The 17,563-nt window shown below is 64.2% G+C and carries 12 protein-coding genes, 1 tRNA gene and 2 pseudogenes; 9 read left to right on the top strand and 6 right to left on the bottom strand.

The window, feature by feature from the left end:
• Window positions 1–119: 119 nt before the first annotated feature.
• Together U5A89_RS09585 and U5A89_RS09580 are read left to right on the top strand one after the other, a co-directional pair.
• Window positions 120–425 carry a metalloregulator ArsR/SmtB family transcription factor gene (locus U5A89_RS09585; protein ID WP_338160928.1) on the top strand — a complete coding sequence of 102 codons (306 nt, stop codon included), beginning with the start codon at window positions 120–122 and terminating at the stop codon, window positions 423–425.
• 246 nt (window positions 426–671) lie between these two features.
• On the top strand, window positions 672–1,085 hold the full coding sequence (locus U5A89_RS09580) for a YybH family protein (RefSeq protein ID WP_338160927.1): 414 nt from the start codon (window positions 672–674) through the stop codon (window positions 1,083–1,085).
• Between the two features lie 115 nt (window positions 1,086–1,200).
• Here the strand turns inward: U5A89_RS09580 and U5A89_RS09575 are convergent, their stop codons facing one another.
• From U5A89_RS09575 to U5A89_RS09565, 3 genes are read right to left on the bottom strand one after another with little or no spacing between them, the layout of a single operon-like run.
• Complete coding sequence (locus U5A89_RS09575; protein ID WP_338160926.1) at window positions 1,201–1,602, bottom strand: YdbL family probable chaperone protein; 402 nt, start codon at window positions 1,600–1,602, stop codon at window positions 1,201–1,203.
• On the bottom strand, window positions 1,599–1,787 hold the full coding sequence (locus tag U5A89_RS09570; protein WP_338160925.1) for a YnbE family lipoprotein: 189 nt from the start codon (window positions 1,785–1,787) through the stop codon (window positions 1,599–1,601). Before U5A89_RS09570 ends, U5A89_RS09575 begins: the two co-directional genes overlap by 4 nt.
• Complete coding sequence (locus tag U5A89_RS09565; RefSeq protein ID WP_338160924.1) at window positions 1,784–5,008, bottom strand: intermembrane phospholipid transport protein YdbH family protein; 3,225 nt, start codon at window positions 5,006–5,008, stop codon at window positions 1,784–1,786. The genes U5A89_RS09570 and U5A89_RS09565 overlap by 4 nt, the downstream gene beginning before the upstream one ends.
• Window positions 5,009–5,142: 134 nt before the next feature.
• On the opposite strand from U5A89_RS09565, the gene radC reads away from it, so the two are divergent.
• Window positions 5,143–5,838, top strand: a complete 696-nt coding sequence (gene radC / locus U5A89_RS09560; protein WP_338160923.1) for a RadC family protein — start codon at window positions 5,143–5,145, stop codon at window positions 5,836–5,838.
• Window positions 5,839–6,052: 214 nt separating this feature from the next.
• Here radC and U5A89_RS09555 read toward each other — a convergent pair whose 3' ends face one another.
• Window positions 6,053–7,513 carry a DEAD/DEAH box helicase gene (locus U5A89_RS09555; RefSeq protein WP_338160922.1) on the bottom strand — a complete coding sequence of 487 codons (1,461 nt, stop codon included), beginning with the start codon at window positions 7,511–7,513 and terminating at the stop codon, window positions 6,053–6,055.
• A gap of 113 nt (window positions 7,514–7,626) precedes the next feature.
• Window positions 7,627–8,060: pseudogene (locus tag U5A89_RS09550) on the bottom strand (hypothetical protein).
• A gap of 79 nt (window positions 8,061–8,139) precedes the next feature.
• On the opposite strand from U5A89_RS09550, the gene U5A89_RS09545 reads away from it, so the two are divergent.
• From U5A89_RS09545 to U5A89_RS09530, 4 genes and pseudogenes are all read left to right on the top strand, one after another.
• Window positions 8,140–9,579, top strand: a complete 1,440-nt coding sequence (locus U5A89_RS09545) for an FAD-binding oxidoreductase (RefSeq protein ID WP_338160921.1) — start codon at window positions 8,140–8,142, stop codon at window positions 9,577–9,579.
• Between the two features lie 131 nt (window positions 9,580–9,710).
• Window positions 9,711–10,511, top strand: coding sequence for a SapC family protein (locus tag U5A89_RS09540; RefSeq protein WP_338160920.1), 801 nt, complete (start codon window positions 9,711–9,713; stop codon window positions 10,509–10,511).
• Window positions 10,512–10,802: 291 nt separating this feature from the next.
• Window positions 10,803–10,877: transfer RNA gene (locus U5A89_RS09535), tRNA-Glu, on the top strand.
• 152 nt (window positions 10,878–11,029) lie between these two features.
• Window positions 11,030–11,350: pseudogene (locus tag U5A89_RS09530) on the top strand (aldo/keto reductase); the annotation flags it as partial.
• A 36-nt stretch (window positions 11,351–11,386) separates the two neighbouring features.
• Here U5A89_RS09530 and U5A89_RS09525 read toward each other — a convergent pair.
• Window positions 11,387–13,462 carry a TonB-dependent receptor gene (locus U5A89_RS09525; protein WP_338160919.1) on the bottom strand — a complete coding sequence of 692 codons (2,076 nt, stop codon included), beginning with the start codon at window positions 13,460–13,462 and terminating at the stop codon, window positions 11,387–11,389.
• A gap of 131 nt (window positions 13,463–13,593) precedes the next feature.
• Between U5A89_RS09525 and U5A89_RS09520 the strand changes: the two genes are divergently transcribed.
• Window positions 13,594–16,122, top strand: a complete 2,529-nt coding sequence (locus U5A89_RS09520; protein ID WP_338160918.1) for a sulfite reductase flavoprotein subunit alpha — start codon at window positions 13,594–13,596, stop codon at window positions 16,120–16,122.
• A 166-nt stretch (window positions 16,123–16,288) separates the two neighbouring features.
• Window positions 16,289–17,437 carry an extracellular catalytic domain type 1 short-chain-length polyhydroxyalkanoate depolymerase gene (locus U5A89_RS09515; RefSeq protein ID WP_338160917.1) on the top strand — a complete coding sequence of 383 codons (1,149 nt, stop codon included), beginning with the start codon at window positions 16,289–16,291 and terminating at the stop codon, window positions 17,435–17,437.
• The last annotated feature ends 126 nt before the right edge of the window (window positions 17,438–17,563 follow it).

Below are 17,563 nucleotides of genomic sequence, written 5' to 3'. Positions count from 1 at the left end.
CGCCCCTCTAGAAAGGGTTGGGGGGAGTGTCAACCAAGCAAACGTCAGTAAAACCGCCTTTTGCGTGGAAGCCAAAACAAACCTTGCGCTTAGCCATTTTCCTATTTAGCTAAATTTGCATGGACCAATTGTTCAAAGCTCTGGCGTCCGAACCACGCCGCCGCATCCTGCGCCATCTGGCGGAAGAACCGATGACGGTGGGCGAGATCGCCGACAATTTCGAGATGGCGATGCCGTCCATTTCTAAGCATCTGGCGGTGCTGAAAGCGGCCGGTGTGGTGCGTGAGCAGAAGCGCGGGCAATATGTGTTATATTCGCTGGCGGTGGATCAACTGACCGGGCAGGTCTATGATTTCCTGTCGCCCTTTTGCGAGCAAGCGCGTGGGATAGCGGAGGCAAGGCCAAAGCGGCGCGGACGGGATTGACGATGGTTTCCGGCGGCTCATTTGATGGATGGGCGATCTGTAGAGAAAAACCTGACAGTCCAAGAATTCCGTCACCTAGGTTCCACATCGAAGGCGGGCCATAAGGTTTGCCGTCGTGCTTTGCGCTAGGGATGGGGTGCCGTAATGACTGTTGGTTTGAAGATGATGATGGCTGTGTCCTGCCTCGCCGCCGCGCTTCCCGCTCAGGCCATAGCGCAGGCACCGGCGGTCAATGCGTCGGCGCCCATGTCCAAGGCGCAGGCGGCGGTTGCACGACAGATCGATCGCTATGTCGCTTCGATCAACGATGGCGATGTCGATGCAGCCAAAATGATATGGGCCGACAGCGGCGATATCACCTTCATCAACACCACGGGTATCCATAAAGGCTGGCCCGCGATCAACGGCGCGGTCCATGCGTTTTTTCGCGACAAATTCACAAAACGCGATCTGCGTTTGGTCGTCGCGCCCGCGATACAGGTTTTCGGCAACACTGCGGTCGCAGAATTTACCTGGGATTTTGATGGGGTGATGACGAGCGGCAAGGAACTCCACACGCGCGGTGGGCGCGAAAGTCAGGTCTATATCCGATCTGGCAAAGGCGATTGGCGGCTGGTGCACGCGCATTATTCGTTGCAGCCACCACCAATCACGCCTTGAGCGGATTTGAATAGGCGGCCGATCTTATGGACATAGATCGGGATGGTCCCGCATGGGGTGCCGGAAAGGGGCTTATGTTACCGACCCTTGCCGCTCACCCCATAACTAGCGGCGATCAACCAGCGGTCGCGCAATAGGCTGGCAACGAAATCGCCCCTGCCCCCTTGGTCTGCCAGGCGCCTGTGCCGATGCGATAAGCCTGGCCCTGCCTCACCCGGCTGCTGAGCGTTTGGCAACCGGTAGCGGCAGCCACGTCCTGCACGGTCACGCCGCGCTGACCCGCCAGCTGGGTATAGGCGGCGCGGCGCTTGATGTTGATCGATTCGACTTCGGAGCGGACGTCTGCGCCGACCGTCCCGGCGATGCCGAGATAGCCGTCGGCCTGTTCACCGACCGTCCCGGCCGCGATGGCGGCGGCCACTGCGCCGGACTGGGCGCGGGCGGGCGCGGTCATGATGAGGCCGCTTGCCAGCGCAACTGCGGCGCCAGCGGCGAACATGAGCATCTTGCGTGTCATTGCGGGAACAACTCCGGGTTATTCTGAATAAGATCCTGCGCGTCGCGTTGCAGCTTGACCACGACCTCCTGCTGCACCTTGACGTTCAGGTTGATTTCAATCGGCTTGTCGGGCGCCTTCACCTGAATGCAGCCCCCCAGTGCGGAAGCGGCCAATGCCGCGATCATGATTGCCTGTGTCTTCATTTGCGTTCCCCGTTTGGCACAGTGTCGCTTTCCGCAGGCTGAACCGCAAGGCCGTTCTTTACCTTCATTTCCTGCTGCACCTTGTCGCCGATGCTGTTCTGGATCAGCTGCGACGGGTCGATGAAGGATTGGGCCGTGCCGAGCAGCCCGCGGAAGGGCGCGGAAACCCGGACGTTGAAGATGAAGGGCAAGCCGATGAAGCTGCGGGCGATGCCGCCCGGCGCATCGCCCAGCTTGCCGCGATTGACGCCGTTGAACACGACGTTCGTCACCATCTCTCCATCCAGCGCGCCGTCCATCAATATGGTGAGGCATTTATATTGGAGATTCTTGAGCGCGTCGAAGGCCATTTTCCCCATGACGCCAAGCTGCTCGTTGGACACCGGCCCGACATAGGAGAGCACGCCGGACTGGCGCGTGGGATCGCAGGGGATGGTCGGCAGCACGCCTTCGGGCATGATGAGCGGCGGCATGCCCTGTTGCCGGGCGACCAGCACGCCGCCCGCCACGCGACCGCCCTGCGCATTGAAGATCAACGGCATGATGCCGTCGAACGTGCCGGTGGCGGAGATATTGTCCAGTTCCATCGCCTGGATGAATGCGCCTGCATCCAGGCCGACGACGCGGAAGGTCAGGTAGCGATCGACATTGGCGCTGAAATCCATGGTGGTGGGCAGCAGCGTGAGTTCGCCGCCGGAGAAGGGCCAGCCGCCGCCCTCCACTCGCACCTTCTGCCCGGCTTCCAAACGATAGCGTATGACGCCGTCGCGTGCTTCGACGCCGGGATTGACCGACTTGATCCGCGCTTCCTGCCCCGGGGCGGTGACCAGGCCGATGAGGTCGGTGAAGTGGATTTCCCCCGACAATCCCTGCACCGGGCCGAAGGCGGCGGCGAGATTGGCGTTATCGGTGCGGAAGGTGCCGGTCGAGGTGACGGCCGATCCGGTCCAGTCGATCCGCCCCTGCCCGGTGACGTCGCCGGTCACGTTAGCGACGACGCCCAGCGTCAACGGGGTCACATCCTCCGGCTGGAGGCCCGGCCCGAAGGTCAGGCGCGGCACCGACAGGTCGGCATGGCCCTTGCCGCTCGACAGGTTGTGGACGATATCGACACCGGCGACCTTCGTGCTGTTGCGGGTGGCGGTGAGCGTTCCGGTGGCGGTGATGCGGCCGTCTTTCAGCGCGAGCGCGAAGTCGGGGACGGCCAGCGGGACGAAACGGGCGGGCGCCTGCGAATCGCGCACGGTAACGGCGGCGCGCAGCGCCAGGGCACCCTGGGCAAAACGCCAGTCGCCCGCGCCCTGCTCCATGATCAGCGGCACATTGCCGATCTGGCCGCCCGCGCCGCTCAGCTTGCCAGCAAAGCCGTCCTTGGTCACCGCGCCGTCCAGCGTGGCGGCGGACAGGCGTACCGGCGCGTCCTGCGGGCCGATGGTGAGCGCCGGACTAGCGAGCGCGAAGCCGGTGCTGCCCCACAGCATGCGCGCGCTGGCGGCGGTCAGGCGCATCGGGCTATCGCCATTGCGACCGACCAGGGCAAGATCGCGGATTTCCGCGCCGCCGCTGGCGCCGCCTGGTCCGGTGGCGAACATCGCGCCACCGCCGACCGGGCAGAGCGTCTGGCGGGTCTGGCCCAGCGCGAAGGCACCATAGCGAGCGGCCGTGAACGACAGGGGTACGCAGGCTGGATTGATGGATAGCGCGCCATTGGCGGCCATGCGGCCTATGACTGGTACGGTCAAACCGCGCAGATCGCCGTCAGGTAACGGCCCATCAAGACGCAGCGTGGTGGCGAATCGGGTTGCGCCGTTGGCGTCGGCGGCGAAGCGCACCCGGTCCAGCGCCAGACGCGCGTCGCCCGCGACATAGGGATCGACGAACAATTCGCCGCCGAACCCGCCGCTCGGTCGCCGCGCCAGGCGTAGTGCGCCGCGCGGCAGGCCGCCGCCGTCGCTCGACAACGCGCCGTCCAAAGCCCAGTCCAGACCGCCGCGCTTGCCCGGCCAGGACAGCGTCGCCTGTCCACCGCGCGCCAGGCCGATGCGCGCGCCGCTGCGGGCGTTCAGCGCGGCGTCGGTGATGACGATGCTGCCGCCGCCCTGTTTTTGCACCAGGGCGAAACCTGTTCGCATCTGGTTGGCCGCGCCTGCGCGTTGTACCGCATCAGCGAGGCGGGTGGCGAGCGGGCCGACCGGCGTGGCGGCGGTCGCGGATCGCAGACCCGCCAACGGATCGCGATCCGCCATGTGCAAGTCCTGCCCCGTCAACTGACCTTTAAGGCTGCTGCCTTCGGCGCCGACGACCCAGTCGCCGGTCAACCCGGCATCGCGCAACAGGGCGCCAAAGCCGGTCGCGGCCTTCGCGCCGAGGCGCAGCTTGCCGCCGGTCCGTGCTGCCGTGCCATCAAGATCGATGCGACCGGCGGGGGACGCCAGCACCAGGCCGTTGCTCTTGAATGCCTGCCCCGACAGATCGACATGCCCGCGCCAATGATCGAGCGCCTGGCTAAGATTGAGGTCGATCGTCGCGACCGGCTGCGCCATCGCGGTCGCTGCGTTCCGGCAGGCGATGGCGTCGGCGCGGACCGGCCCGGACAGATGGGGCTGCCCCTGCCGCATGGCGATATCGACCAGCGCGGTCGCTTGCGTCAGGCCGCATCCCGCCACCGCGGCGCGCGGCATAGCGGCGGCTAGGCGACCGCGGAAGCCCGATTGCAGATTGCCGTTGCCGTCCAACTGCATCCCGACTCGACCGGCATCGGTATCCAGCGTCAGGCGCGCGTCGGCGACCGATAGCAGCATGTCGGGCAGGCTGAAGGGCGCCGTCGAGTCAAAATCGCGAAACTTGTCCAATTCGCCCAGGCGCAGCACGCCATCGCGATAGGCACCGCGCAGGCGTACGCCCCCTGCCCGCACCGCCGCGACCTGCGGCGTCAGGCCGACGAAGGCGATATCGACTTCCACCCAACGCGCGGTCAGATCGGGCCGGGCGGGATTGCCCAGAACGATATTTTCGATTCGCTGGGTGCGCAGGCCCACATCCACCAGATCATAATTGGCCTGCACGCCGCGGCGGTTGAGTTCGCGGCTGACGAAATTTTCCGCGATCGGGGCGCGTTGCGTCCATAGCGCCGCCAGCACCAGCGCCAGTGATCCGGTGCCCACCCCCAGCCAGCGCAGCCATGCCCGGCGAACCGTCTCTTCGCCGTCCTGTTCTTCCATGCTTATGGCCAACCCCGGCTTGCTGCGACATCGATGATCCGTAACGGGAGCATAACGTCTTCGCCCTCCTAAATATCCTTGCCCCAGGATTCCGCAACGCATAGCGTCAATGGGCCGATACAGGGGACCGATAATTGGCGGAACAGGATGCACCAATCCCGCATGACGGCGTCGGCCACCGTGCGCGGTTGCGCCAGAAACTGGCGGATAGCGGCGGGGACGCGCTGCATGATCATGAACTGATCGAATATCTGCTGGCGCTGGCGATCCCGCGCCGCGACACCAAACCGCTGGCCAAGGCACTGCTACGGGAATTTGGCGGGATCGGCGGATTGATGAGCGCCGACTGGCCATCGATCGCGCGCGTGCCCGGCATGGGCGACACCAGTATCGCCGCCGTCAAGATCGTGCAGGCGACCGCGCTGCGGATGCTGCGCAATGAGGTGGCGGCGCGGCCGGTGCTGGCAAGCTGGCAGGCGCTGCTCGACTATCTGCGCGCCGACATGGCGCATCTGAACATCGAGCGGGTGCGGGTGCTGCACCTCAACAGCCGCAACATGCTAATCCGCGACGATCATATGGGCGACGGGTCGATCGATCAGGCGGCGATCTATGTGCGGGAAGTGATCAAGCGGGCGATGGATCTGGGGTCGGCGGCGCTGATCCTGGTGCACAACCATCCGTCCGGCGATCCATCGCCCAGCCGGCAGGATATCGACATCACCCGGCAGATTGCGGAGGCGGGCAAAAGGCTGGGGATCACGGTGCATGATCATATCATCATGGCGGCGACCGGCCATACCAGCTTGCGGGCGCAAGGGCTGTTGTAAGGGCGGATTAGACACGGTCTTGCGCGACAATGGCCGGGCCAGAAATAGGATGTCCGCTGCTTAACTTCGCACATTTCCCGCTGATTTTGTCATTTCATTGCGCGGCGGCGATCCTATTGGAAAGCCGCCATTCGAGCGGCGGACGACGGGCGCATCATGACAGGGCGGCATGGAATAGGACAGCATTTGGTGTCCGTCCCATCCCAAGGCCGCGTCAGGCGTTGAAGCCGAAGTTGAGAAATTCCGGCATCGGGCCGTTCCAGCCATCGTCCGGGCCATCATCGACCTGGTCGTTGCGGCGGCGCGGCGGCGGCGGTGCGGAGGACGCGCGATCGGGGCGTTCGGTCCGTGGCCGGTCTTCGCGCTGAACGTCTTCACGGGGACGCGCGTCCCGTGCGCGATCCTGGCGTGGCGTGTCGTCACGCGGCGTTTCTTCGCGGGCTTCTTCTTCGCGCGGCGCCTCAGCCTTGGGCTTGTCCTGGCGCGGTTTGCGGGCCGGGCGGGTCCGGGCGCTGTCGCTGCGCTTTTCTGCGGGTGCAGGGTCGGCGGATGCGACGACATCGGCGGCACCGACCACTTCGATCTTCGTGCCGATCAGCTTCTGGATATTGTCGATCGCTTCGGCGTCGGCGTCGGTGACGAAGGTATAGGCGACGCCGGACGCGCCCGCGCGGCCGGTGCGGCCGATACGGTGGACATAATCGTCCGGGTGCCAGGGCGCGTCATAGTTGAAGACGTGGCTGACGCCCTTGATATCCAGCCCGCGCGCCGCGACGTCGGACGCGACCAGGATGTTGACGGTCCCGGCGCGGAACCGTTCCAGTTCGGCGATGCGCGACCCCTGGTCGATATCGCCATGGATCTCGCCCGACTTGAAGCCGTCGCGTTGCAGGCTCTTGTTCAGGTCGCGCACGGTCGTCTTGCGGTTGCAGAAGATCACCGCGCTGGTGACGTCGGTTTCCCGCAGCATCTTCGACAGCACGTCGCGCTTCTTGCGCGCGTCGACCTTCACCAGTCGCTGGGTGATGTTGATCGAAGCGCTGGCGGGGCGCGCAACTTCGATCGATTTGGGGTTGGACAGGAATTTGTCGGCCAGCTTCTTGATCACCGGCGGCATCGTCGCAGAGAAGAGAAGCGTCTGACGCTGCGCGGGCAGCTTGGTGCAGATTTCCTCGATATCCGGGATGAAGCCCATGTCGAGCATCCGGTCGGCTTCGTCGATGACCAGCAGCGAACAGCCGTTGAGCATGATCTTGCCACGACCGAACAGGTCCATCAGCCGGCCCGGCGTTGCGATCAGGACGTCCACGCCCTTTTCCAGCGCAGCAAGCTGATCGCCCATCGATACGCCGCCGATTAGCAGCGCCATCGATAGCTTGTGATACTTCCCGTATTTCTCGAAATTCTCCGCCACTTGCGCTGCAAGTTCGCGGGTCGGCTCCAGGATCAGGCTGCGCGGCATGCGCGCGCGGCTGCGGCCATGGGCCAGGATATCGATCATCGGCAGCACGAAGCTGGCGGTCTTGCCCGTCCCCGTCTGGGCGATGCCGATAATGTCCCGCATCATCAGGACGGACGGGATCGCCTGCGCCTGAATGGGGGTGGGCGTGTCATAACCGGATTCGGTTACGGCCCTGAGCAATTCGTCGGAAAGGCCGAGATCGGCAAAAGTCATTCAATGGTCCGGGAACAGGAGGCTTGTCCGCCCGCGCGGATGCGAGACGGAAATCGGCCGCGCATTGCGGAAATATCGGTCTGTTGTCAAGAAAATCGCGCAAACCGCGCTGGTCAATCGTCGTCGTCGGCAGGAATGAGACGGCGGAAACTGTCGATTGCACAGCTAAGGCCGCTGCGCGCCTGCAATTCGTCCCGACCCGAACACAGCGATCCGTCATCGTCCGGCTCGACATAGAAGCCGGAATAGAAGCCGATCGAGTCGCACCCCTTTTCCAGCCGGGCGCGATAGCGATGATTGTCGGACAGGATCAGGTCGACGCCATTTTGCACGGCGATGGCGGCGCTGCGGATCGATCGCAAGGCGACGCAGCGCGGCCCTTTTTCTCCTGCCATTCGCTGCGGGCTTCCGGCGCGATGCGGGCAGGCGTGCGGCCCTTGCGCGCCATCGGCACGCGGATGATCACGCGTTGCTGGATCGACAATTGCGCCCATTGGACCGGGTCGCCGGTGGATGCGGAAAGCAGCAGCAAAATGGAATGAACCAAGACGGACCCCTTTATGGGACAGGCACGCTATCGACCAATGGTTGAACCGTCGATGAATTCCGGGGCATAGGTATGTCCCATGATTGAACAAGAGATTATCGATCGCTTCGTCGCGCTGCTCGGGCCGAAGGGCGTCATCACCGACCCGGACGATATCGCGCCCTGGGTGCATGATTGGCGCGGGCGCTATCATGGTGCGGCGGTGGCGATCCTGTCGCCCGCTTCCACAGCGGAGGTCGCGGCGGCGGTGACGCTGGCGGCGGAGTTGGGCGTCGCGTTGGTGCCGCAGGGGGGCAATACGTCGATGGTGGGCGGGGCGACGCCGCCAGCGGACGGATCGGCGCTGATCCTGTCGCTGCGGCGGATGAACCGGATTCGCAGCCTGTCGCCCGGCGACAATCTGGCGGTGTGCGAGGCGGGCGTGATCCTGAGCGTGCTGCATGGCGCGGCAGAGGCGGAAGGGCGGCGCTTTCCGCTGAGCCTGGGCGCGAAAGGCTCCGCCACGATCGGCGGTCTGGTGTCGACCAATGCGGGCGGCACGCAGGTGTTGCGCCATGGCACGATGCGCGCGCTGGTCGAGGGGATCGAGGCGGTGTTGCCAGATGGCAGCATCTTCGACGGGCTGGATGCGCTGAAGAAGGATAATCGCGGCTATGACATCAAGCAGTTGCTGATCGGGGCGGAAGGAACGCTGGGCGTCGTCACTGCGGCGTCGTTGCGACTGGTCCCGGCGATCGCCGCGCGGGCGGTGGGCTGGGTCGGGGTGGCGACGCCCGCCGATGCGCTGGCATTGCTGCGCTTGGCCGAGACGATGCTGGGCGACAGCGTCGAGGGGTTCGAGGTGATCGCCGACGAGACATTGGGATTCGTGCTGGGGCATATTCCCGGCACCCGATCGCCGATCGAAACGCGCACGCCCTGGCATGTGCTGATCGAAGTCGATCATGCCGACGTCAGCGAACCGGGACCGGCCGAACGGCTGGAAGCCGCGCTGGCCCAGGCATTCGAACAGGGGATCGCGATCGATGCCGCCATCGCCGCCAACGAGGCGCAGGCGCACGCCTTCTGGCGCATCCGCGAATCGCTGTCGGAATCGGAAAAGGCGCAGGGTCCGGCGCTGCAATATGATATCAGCGTGCCGGTGGCGAAGATGCCGGCCTTCATGATCGAGGCGGCGAATGCGGCGGAACGGGCGTTTGCGGGCACCACCGCCTCCTCCTTCGGGCATCTGGGCGATGGCAATGTCCATTTCCATGTGCGCGCGCCCAAGGGGACGGCGGACGGCCCGGCGTGGATCGCGGCGCAGGGACAAGCGATCAACGCCTTCGTCCATGATGCGGTGGTGGCCGCGGGCGGCTCGATTTCTGCCGAACATGGCATCGGCCAGATGAAGCGCGCGGAGTTGGGGCGGCTGGCGGGGCCAGCGCGGATCGGGGCGCTGCGCGCGATCAAGGCGGCGTTCGACCCCAAGGGGCTGTTCAATCCCGGAAAGCTGATCCCCCTGCCCGGTGAAGGTTGAACGTAGCGAAGGCGCCGACCACCGACAAAGCGATTGCCTATGGCGGGCAAGGCCATTATCGCCCTGCCCCAATATTCAGCCCGCGGCGCGCCGGTACAAGCAGCCGCAATTGACAGAAATGGACCCGGACCATGGCCAGCGCGCCCGCCAACACCCTGCCGATCTTCTACAACGACCTGCTGCCGCTCAGCAGCGTGGATCATGTGGATTATGGCACCCGCCAGGTCGATTCGGCGCCGTTCCTGACGACCCAGCACGCCATCCCACTGACGATCGACGAGTTCGTCGCCGCCCAGCGTTTCGCCCCGATCATCTTTTCGGCGGGCAATGATGCGGTGCCGCTGCTGCTGATGGGCCTCAACGAAGGCGTCAACATCTTCGTCGAGGATGACGGCAAGCTGCGCGGTCCGGCCTATGTGCCCGCCTATGTGCGTCGCTATCCCTGGATGCTGGCGAAGCTGCGTCCCGACAGCGACGACCTGTCGCTGTGCTTCGATCCCACCAGCGACGCGATCGGCGTGTTCGAGGACGGCCAGCCGCTGTTCACCGATGGCAAGCCCAGCGAACTGACTCAGGGCGTGATGAAATTCTGCGAGGATTTCGAACAGGCCGCCGCCCGCACCGCGCAGTTCGTGCGCGACCTGCAGGAACTGGACCTGTTGATGGACGGCGAAGTCGCGATCCAGACGCCGGTCAACGACCAGCCCTTCGTCTATCGCGGCTTCCGCATGATCAACGAGGAAAAGCTGCGCGAGCTGCGCGGCGACCAGCTGCGCAAGATCAACCAGAACGGCATGTTGCCGCTGATCCACGCGCATCTCTTCTCGCTGCAGCTGATGCGCGACATTTTCGAAGCGCAGGTTTCGCAGGGCAAGGGACCGATCGCCCTGCCCGCCGCGGCGGAGCCAGCGACGGAAGTGGCAGGCGCCTGAACGGGAAATTAACCCGAAAGGGTTTGAAAAATTGATGGAAAGGGCGTCGCATTCCTCTTGAAAGGCGATGCGACCTGCCCTATCTCTCAATCATACGGTGCACCTGCCCCCCTTTCGGGTGTGTCGTATGGGCGCCTCCCCCTTTGGAGGCGTCTCCTCCCTGAACCTGGCCACCCCATGCTTGCATGGGGTGGTTTTTTATGTGGGGTAGATCGGGCCGCTAGTTTCGCTTGACGCGACTGCAGCCCCTGCCTAAACGGCAGCCCCTGCCGACCGCCCAGCGCGGTCCTTGGCCCCTTCGTCTAGCGGTTAGGACGCGGCCCTCTCACGGCTGAAACACGGGTTCGATTCCCGTAGGGGTCACCAGCAAAATCCATTAATTAGTGCGGCCGAATATCCGCTCCTGATGCAAGCCCTGGCTTGTGCGCTAAGGTTGCGGGTTCCCACAAGTTGATGGTTGACGCCCGTGGGGAAGGTTCGACGACGACAAGCGCCTCGACGGCGACAATCCCTTTGGCGACACGCTGTTCACGGCTCGAAATTGGCAGATCGTGGAGGCGGTAAAGCGGGTGGCGGCGGACATGGGCGAAACGGCGGCGCGGGTGGCGCTCGCCTGGCTCGTCGGCCGCCCGGGCGTCGCCTCCACCCTAATGGGCGTCAGCCGTGCCGATCAGGTGACGGACAATGTCGCCGCTCTCGATATCCAGTTGCCCCAGCAGCATCTTGCGGCACTGGACGCCGTCAGCGCAGAGGGCGGGAAATTCCTCTACGGGCTGTTTCAGCCACAGGCGCGCAACCAGATCATATTCGGCGGCGCTGACGTTACGAGCGGGCAATGATACGATCGGTCATTGCCAGCCGCTGCCCCCTGCCCCCTAAAAATCCATGCTGGCCGAAAAACGGACCTGTCGGGCGAGGCCGACATAGAAGATGGTGCCGCCGGTCGACCAATAGCGCTTGTTGGTGACATTGTCGGCGTTGACCCGCAACATCATGGCGCGGTCATCCGCCAGTTTCACCTGGTAATTCGCCCCCAGGCTGTAGGTCGTATAGGCGGGCATGCGATAGGCGTTGAGGGCGTCGGCATAGCGCAGGCCGGTATAATATATGCCGCCATTGACGCCGACGCCGCCCAGGACGGGCGGGCGATATTCCGCGAACAGCGACGCCGACCAGCGTGGCGTATTGTCCACCCGCTTGCCTTCCTGCGCCAGAATGCCGGTTTCCCGCTGGGTGGCTTTGAGATACTGGCCTGACAGCGCCACCGACAGGGCCGGCGTCAGATTGCCCTGCAGCGATCCCTCGACCCCTTCATGAATGGCCCGGCCATCGACGACATAGGTGTTGGACGCGTCGATATAGCCCAGCCCCCGGTCGATCCGGAAATAGGCGACGCTCGCCAGCGCGCCTGCCACCTCGATACGCGCGCCCGCTTCGATCTGTTTGCTCAGCACCGGACGCAATATGTCGCCTTCGTTCGTCGTACCGCTGGGCGCGGTGCCGGCGCTTTCCAGTCCCTCGATATAGGTGACGTAAAGGCTGGATTTGGGCGTCGGCTTGAACACGATGCCGCCGGTCGGGGTCCAGGCCTTCAGCCGATAGTCGCCCGTCGCATCCTTGGTGTCGTAGAGGACGCGTCGCACACCGCCGATCAGCAGGATCTTGTCTCCCACATGGGCGATGTCGAGCATGTAGAAGCCGGTGTCAATGTTGACACTGCCAGCCAGGAAGCGGGTGCTGGTGAAGACCAGATCGTCGAATGCGATGCGACGGGGATTATAGAAATTCTGGGCGACGGCGGTGTAGTTGCGCTGGTTCTGGTCCTCCTGCACCTGGCGGTTGCGGGCGAAGCCGAACAGCAGTTCATGTTCTATGCCAAAGGTCGGCACCTTCCCCGCGATTTCGGTGCGGACATATTCGTTCCGATATTCCTGGTCGGGCGTATAGTTGCCCGCGATCCGGCCTGCGCCGGTCGCCACCGATGCGGCGTTGGTGAAGCTGAAATCCGCGCGGCCGCGCTGGCGCCGGGACTGGGCCAGGCCGACTTCGGCCCGCACCGACCAGGCGTCGCCCAGCGCATAATCCGCCCGCCCAAGCAGGTTGGTCGACCAGGTGCGGTAGGGCATGTTATCGGGCGCGTAGCGATTGTGCGGATCGGGCACGTCCTTGAGCAGTTGGAAGGCCGCCAGCGAGATGCCGCCCGGCTCGTCGGTGGCGCGGCGATAATGTTCGACATCGAATTTCAGCGAAAGCTTGTCCGTCACCTGCCAGTCGAACGCGCCGCTGGCGAGGTAGCGATAGCCGTTGACGCCGTCGATCGGGGTTTCGACATGGGCGGAATAGCCGTTGATCCGCACCCCGAACTGGTCGTCGTCGCCGAATTTGCGACCGATATCGAAGCCCGCACCGGCGCCACCCTCCACGTCCGCATTGATGAAGAGGTTGGTGACCGGCCGGTCGCCCGCACGCTTCGCCACCACATTGACGATGCCCGACGGCGTGGCCAGTCCGTAATAGAGCGCCGACACACCCTTGAGCAGTTCGACGCGCTGCTTATTCTCTATGGGAACAGGGCTGAGGTTGATGATCTGCAGCGCGCCGTTAAGGCGATAATTGGTGCGCGCGTTCATCAGCACACCGCGCGATACGAAATTATTGCTGGTGGTGGGGCTTGTCGCCTGTTGCGTGACGCCCGGCGCGTTGCGCAGCGCGTCTTCCAGACCGGTCGCGCCCTGCGCATCGAGCAAAGCCCTGGGGATGACGGCGATGCTGGCAGGCGTGTCGAGGATCGACTGGTTGCGAAAAGCGCCGACCTGCACGACTTCCGTCTTGAACGTGGGACGCTGGCCGGTGACGACGATCTCTTCGTCCAGCTTGCGTTCGACCTGATCGGGCGCGCCATCGCCGGACGCCAGCGCAGCGGCCGATGCCGCAATCAACCAGACGCTCATTATCTTTTCCCCCGACATGAATATCGGCGCGCAGATAGCGCTACTGCAAATTGATCGCAATTGCATTTTTGCGGCGATTGCGGGATAGGCCATGTTCGGCCCGTCAGGGACATCGCAGCTACGGGGTTCTGGTGACCAAGACGATATTATTTCAGATCCACTGGTTCCTGGGCATCACGGCGGGTCTGGTCCTGGCGCTGATGGGCGTGACCGGCGCGTCGATGAGTTTCGAGGACGAGATCAGCGAGGCGCTGTCGCCGCGCCATTACGCACCGGGCGTGCCGAACGATGCCGACTTGTCACCCGACCGGCTGATCGCGCGCGTGCAGGCGGACCATCCGGGCTATTATATCAGCCGCCTCGATTGGGAGGTGTCGCGCGATCGGTCGCACAACGTCCGTATGAACGCGGTGGATGGGCGGGGACGACTGCAGGGTCGGATAGACCGGGCGACCGGGCGCTGGTTGGGTGAGCCAGTCGGCGCCGACGTCTTTCACCTGATGGACGACCTCCACCGCTGGCTGGCTTTGCCGGGGGGCGGCAACGGACTGGGGCGGCAGATCACCGCGTTCAGTGCGATCGCGCTTATCTTCTTCGCGCTGTCGGGTCTGTATCTGCGCTGGCCGCGTCGCGCGCTGGACTGGCGCGCCTGGTTCGTGCTGGATTTGCGCAAGACCGGGCGCAATCTGTGGCGCGCGCTGCATGTCGTTATAGGCACCTGGGTGCTGCTTTTCTATCTGCTGAGCGCGTTGACGGGGCTATGGTGGAGCTATGACTGGTATCGCCAGGGCGTGACCTATGCACTGACGGGCAAGGCCAGCGGCGAGGATGCGGCGCGCGCGAAGACCAAGGACGGCGTCGCGCCGCGTCCGCCGATCGATCCGGCCTGGACGGCGTTCCGACGGGAGACGGGTGCTGGATATGCCTGGGTCCGGATCACGCGGCCCGCGCCCGCCCAACCGATGAAAGCGATCAGTTTCGAGGCCCGCCCTGCCGATGCCCGGCATCTGCGTCAGACGGATCGCTACAGTTATGATCCCGTGACGTCGGCGCTCAAGAAACGCGATCTGTATGATCGCCGACCGTTGGGCGTCATCATCACCCAAAGCATGTTCGAACTGCATCGCGGCGCCTTTTTCGGCCTGCCCGGCCGGATCGTCATGCTGCTGACCAGCCTCACCATGCCGCTGTTCACGATCACCGGCTATATGCTTTATCTGTCGCGCCGCCGACGCAAGCGGGAGGCCAAGGCGCTTGGGGCCGACAGCACCATGCCGGATAGCGCCGACCAGATGCTGATCGCCTTTGCCAGCCAGACCGGCACCGCGGAAATCCGGGCGCGCAATGCCGCGTTGGCGCTTGCGCAGGGCGGCGTGCGCGCGCAGGTGCTGCCCATCGGCAATCTGACGCCGGACCTGCTGGCGAGCGCGCATCGCATCCTGTTCGTCGTCAGCACCTATGGCGAGGGCGAGCCGCCGGACATGGCGCGCGGTTTCACCCGTCGGCTATTGCGCAATGCCGACCTTGATCTTGGCCATCTCCATTATGGCATATTGGCGTTGGGCGACCGGGAATATGCCGATTTCTGCGGCTACGGTCGCAGCATAGACGCCTGGCTTATGGCGGCGGGCGCGAAGCCGCTTTTCCCGCTGATCGCCATGGATCATGCCGACGAGGGGGCCGAGCGCCAGTGGCATGGAGCTTTGCACGATCTGGGCGCGGCAGACGCCACGCGCGGCCAGACGGTAATCCCCTTCGCGGCGTGGAGACTGGTTTCGCGGCGCATCCTCAACCCGGATAGCGATGCCCTGAAAGCCTACCACCTGCAGTTCGAACCCACGGACGAAGTGCGCCCGCAATGGGAGGCTGGCGACATCGTCGAGGCGCAGCCGTGCAATCCGCCCGAAGCGATCGAAGCCGTCCTGTCCGCCCCTGCGCGCGAGGGCGACTTGATCGAGGTGCAGACGGCGCTGCGCGCGCATCTGGCAGATGTGATGCTGCCCGATCCGGGCGAGCCGATCACGGCCGACGCCGCGCGCGCCCTCCGCCCCCTGCCCGTTCGCGAATATTCCGCAGCGTCGATCGCGGCGGACGGTACGCTCGACCTCGTCATCCGACAGGTTCGCTATGCCGATGGACGACTTGGCATCGGATCGGGATGGTTGACCGCCCATCTGCCTGTCGGCGCGACGACCTCGCTTCGCGTGCGGCCAAACCCTGGTTTCCGTATCGCGCACGACCAACCGCAGCGCCCCTTGATCCTGATTGGCAACGGCACGGGCATTGCCGGTCTGCGCGCGCATCTGCGTGCCACGGCGCATGCCGGGCATAAGGGGCATTGGCTGGTCTTCGGCGAACGAAGCCGTGCTCATGACAGCTTTTTCGACGATGAACTGTCCGCTTGGCTGGCCGATGGCACGCTGACCCGTCTCGACCGTTGCTTCTCTCGCGATGCCGACTGCGGTCGCTATGTTCAGGACGTGCTTCGGCAGCAGGGTGACATCGTCGCCGAATGGATCGACCATGGCGCGACGATCCTGATCTGCGGCAGCCTGGAAGGCATGGCGCAGGGCGTCCACGCGGTGCTGGCAGCCATATTGGGCGAAGGCAGATTGGAAACGCTCGCCGAGGACGGGCGTTATCGCAGGGATGTGTACTGACGCGAGCGAAGGTTGAGGTCTGATCGTCCCGGTCGCATCAGACCATGGGAGATCGACATTATTTCCTCCCCAGCCTTGTGTATCCAATCCTACCTGCCATATTGTGCAGTGCAACATAAATTCGCTCAGCTCATCTGCCGATGGCTTGAAACATGGAGATGCAGGCGTGACCAAATTATCCACCACGATTGCCCGGCTTGCTGCGATGCAGCAAAATTTCTCGTTTGCAGACAATGATGGTCGTCCGAGCCGACTGCGCGACCTTGAAGGGTTCGGCACCAATCCGGGCGCCCTGAAGGCCAAAGTCTATGTCCCTGCGAACATCAGACGAAAACCAGCCCTCGTTGTCGTTCTACATGGCTGTACGCAGACTGCAGACAGCTATGATCGCGGCGCGGGCTGGTCGCAAATGGCTGACGAATATGGCTTTGTCCTGCTGTTCCCCGAACAACAGCGTGCGAACAACCCCAATCTTTGCTTCAATTGGTTTTCGCCGGCAGACACTATGCGCGACCGGGGTGAAACCCTCTCCATCCGCCAGATGATCGCAGCAATGGTGGACATGCATGACATCGATCCCGCCCGCATATTCGTGACCGGCCTGTCGGCGGGCGGCGCCATGACGTCTGTGTTGCTGGCAAGCTATCCCGAACTCTTCGCAGGCGGCGCGATCATCGCGGGGCTGCCGCATGGTGCGGCTTCCAATGTCCAGCAGGCGCTTGAGGCCATGCGCGATCCCGGCGTTGCCCCTCCTAGTGCGCTGGGCGACCGCGTGCGCCGCGCGTCCAGCCACGCCGGTCCCTGGCCTCACATCTCGATATGGCATGGCACCGCGGATACGACCGTCAGCATTGCGAACGCGGACGCCATTCTCGCCCAATGGCTTTCGGTTCATGCTCTTAATGACGCGCCTGATGTTACCGAAACAATCGCAGGTCATCGCCACCGCATCTGGTCGGATGCGACCGGGCGGCCGGTGGTCGAAGACTATCATATCGCCAATATGGGCCATGGCACGCCCCTTGCCACCAGCGGCGATGACGCATGCGGCGTGGCGATGGCGCATATGCTTGAGGCAGGCATTTCATCGACCCACCGGATTGCCGCCGCCTGGGACTTGCTGGGCACCGATCAGGAGCGGCCCGCCGCGCAAACGGCACTCCGTCCGAACAGTGACACGCGTCCCCTACCGGCAGCGAGGGTGGCTCGACTGGAACCCTTGTCGGCCGACATGTCCACGCCGCCTTCTTCTACCAAATCCGGCGTGGAAAAGACTATCCACGATGCTCTGCGTGCGGCCGGCCTGATGCGATGATGCACGCTCCCGACTTAGCGAAGATCTGAATCAAGAGTTGTGGCTGCGGCTCAGTCTGGCACGGCCCTTCGGAATCGGTCGCGCTCGCGAGCGTGTCTAAGTCCGGTTCGCCGCCAAAGGCCGACG

The sequence above is a fragment of the Sphingobium sp. HWE2-09 genome (assembly GCF_035989265.1).
GTDB lineage: Bacteria > Pseudomonadota > Alphaproteobacteria > Sphingomonadales > Sphingomonadaceae > Sphingobium.
This window is presented reverse-complemented; position numbering and strand designations above follow the sequence as displayed.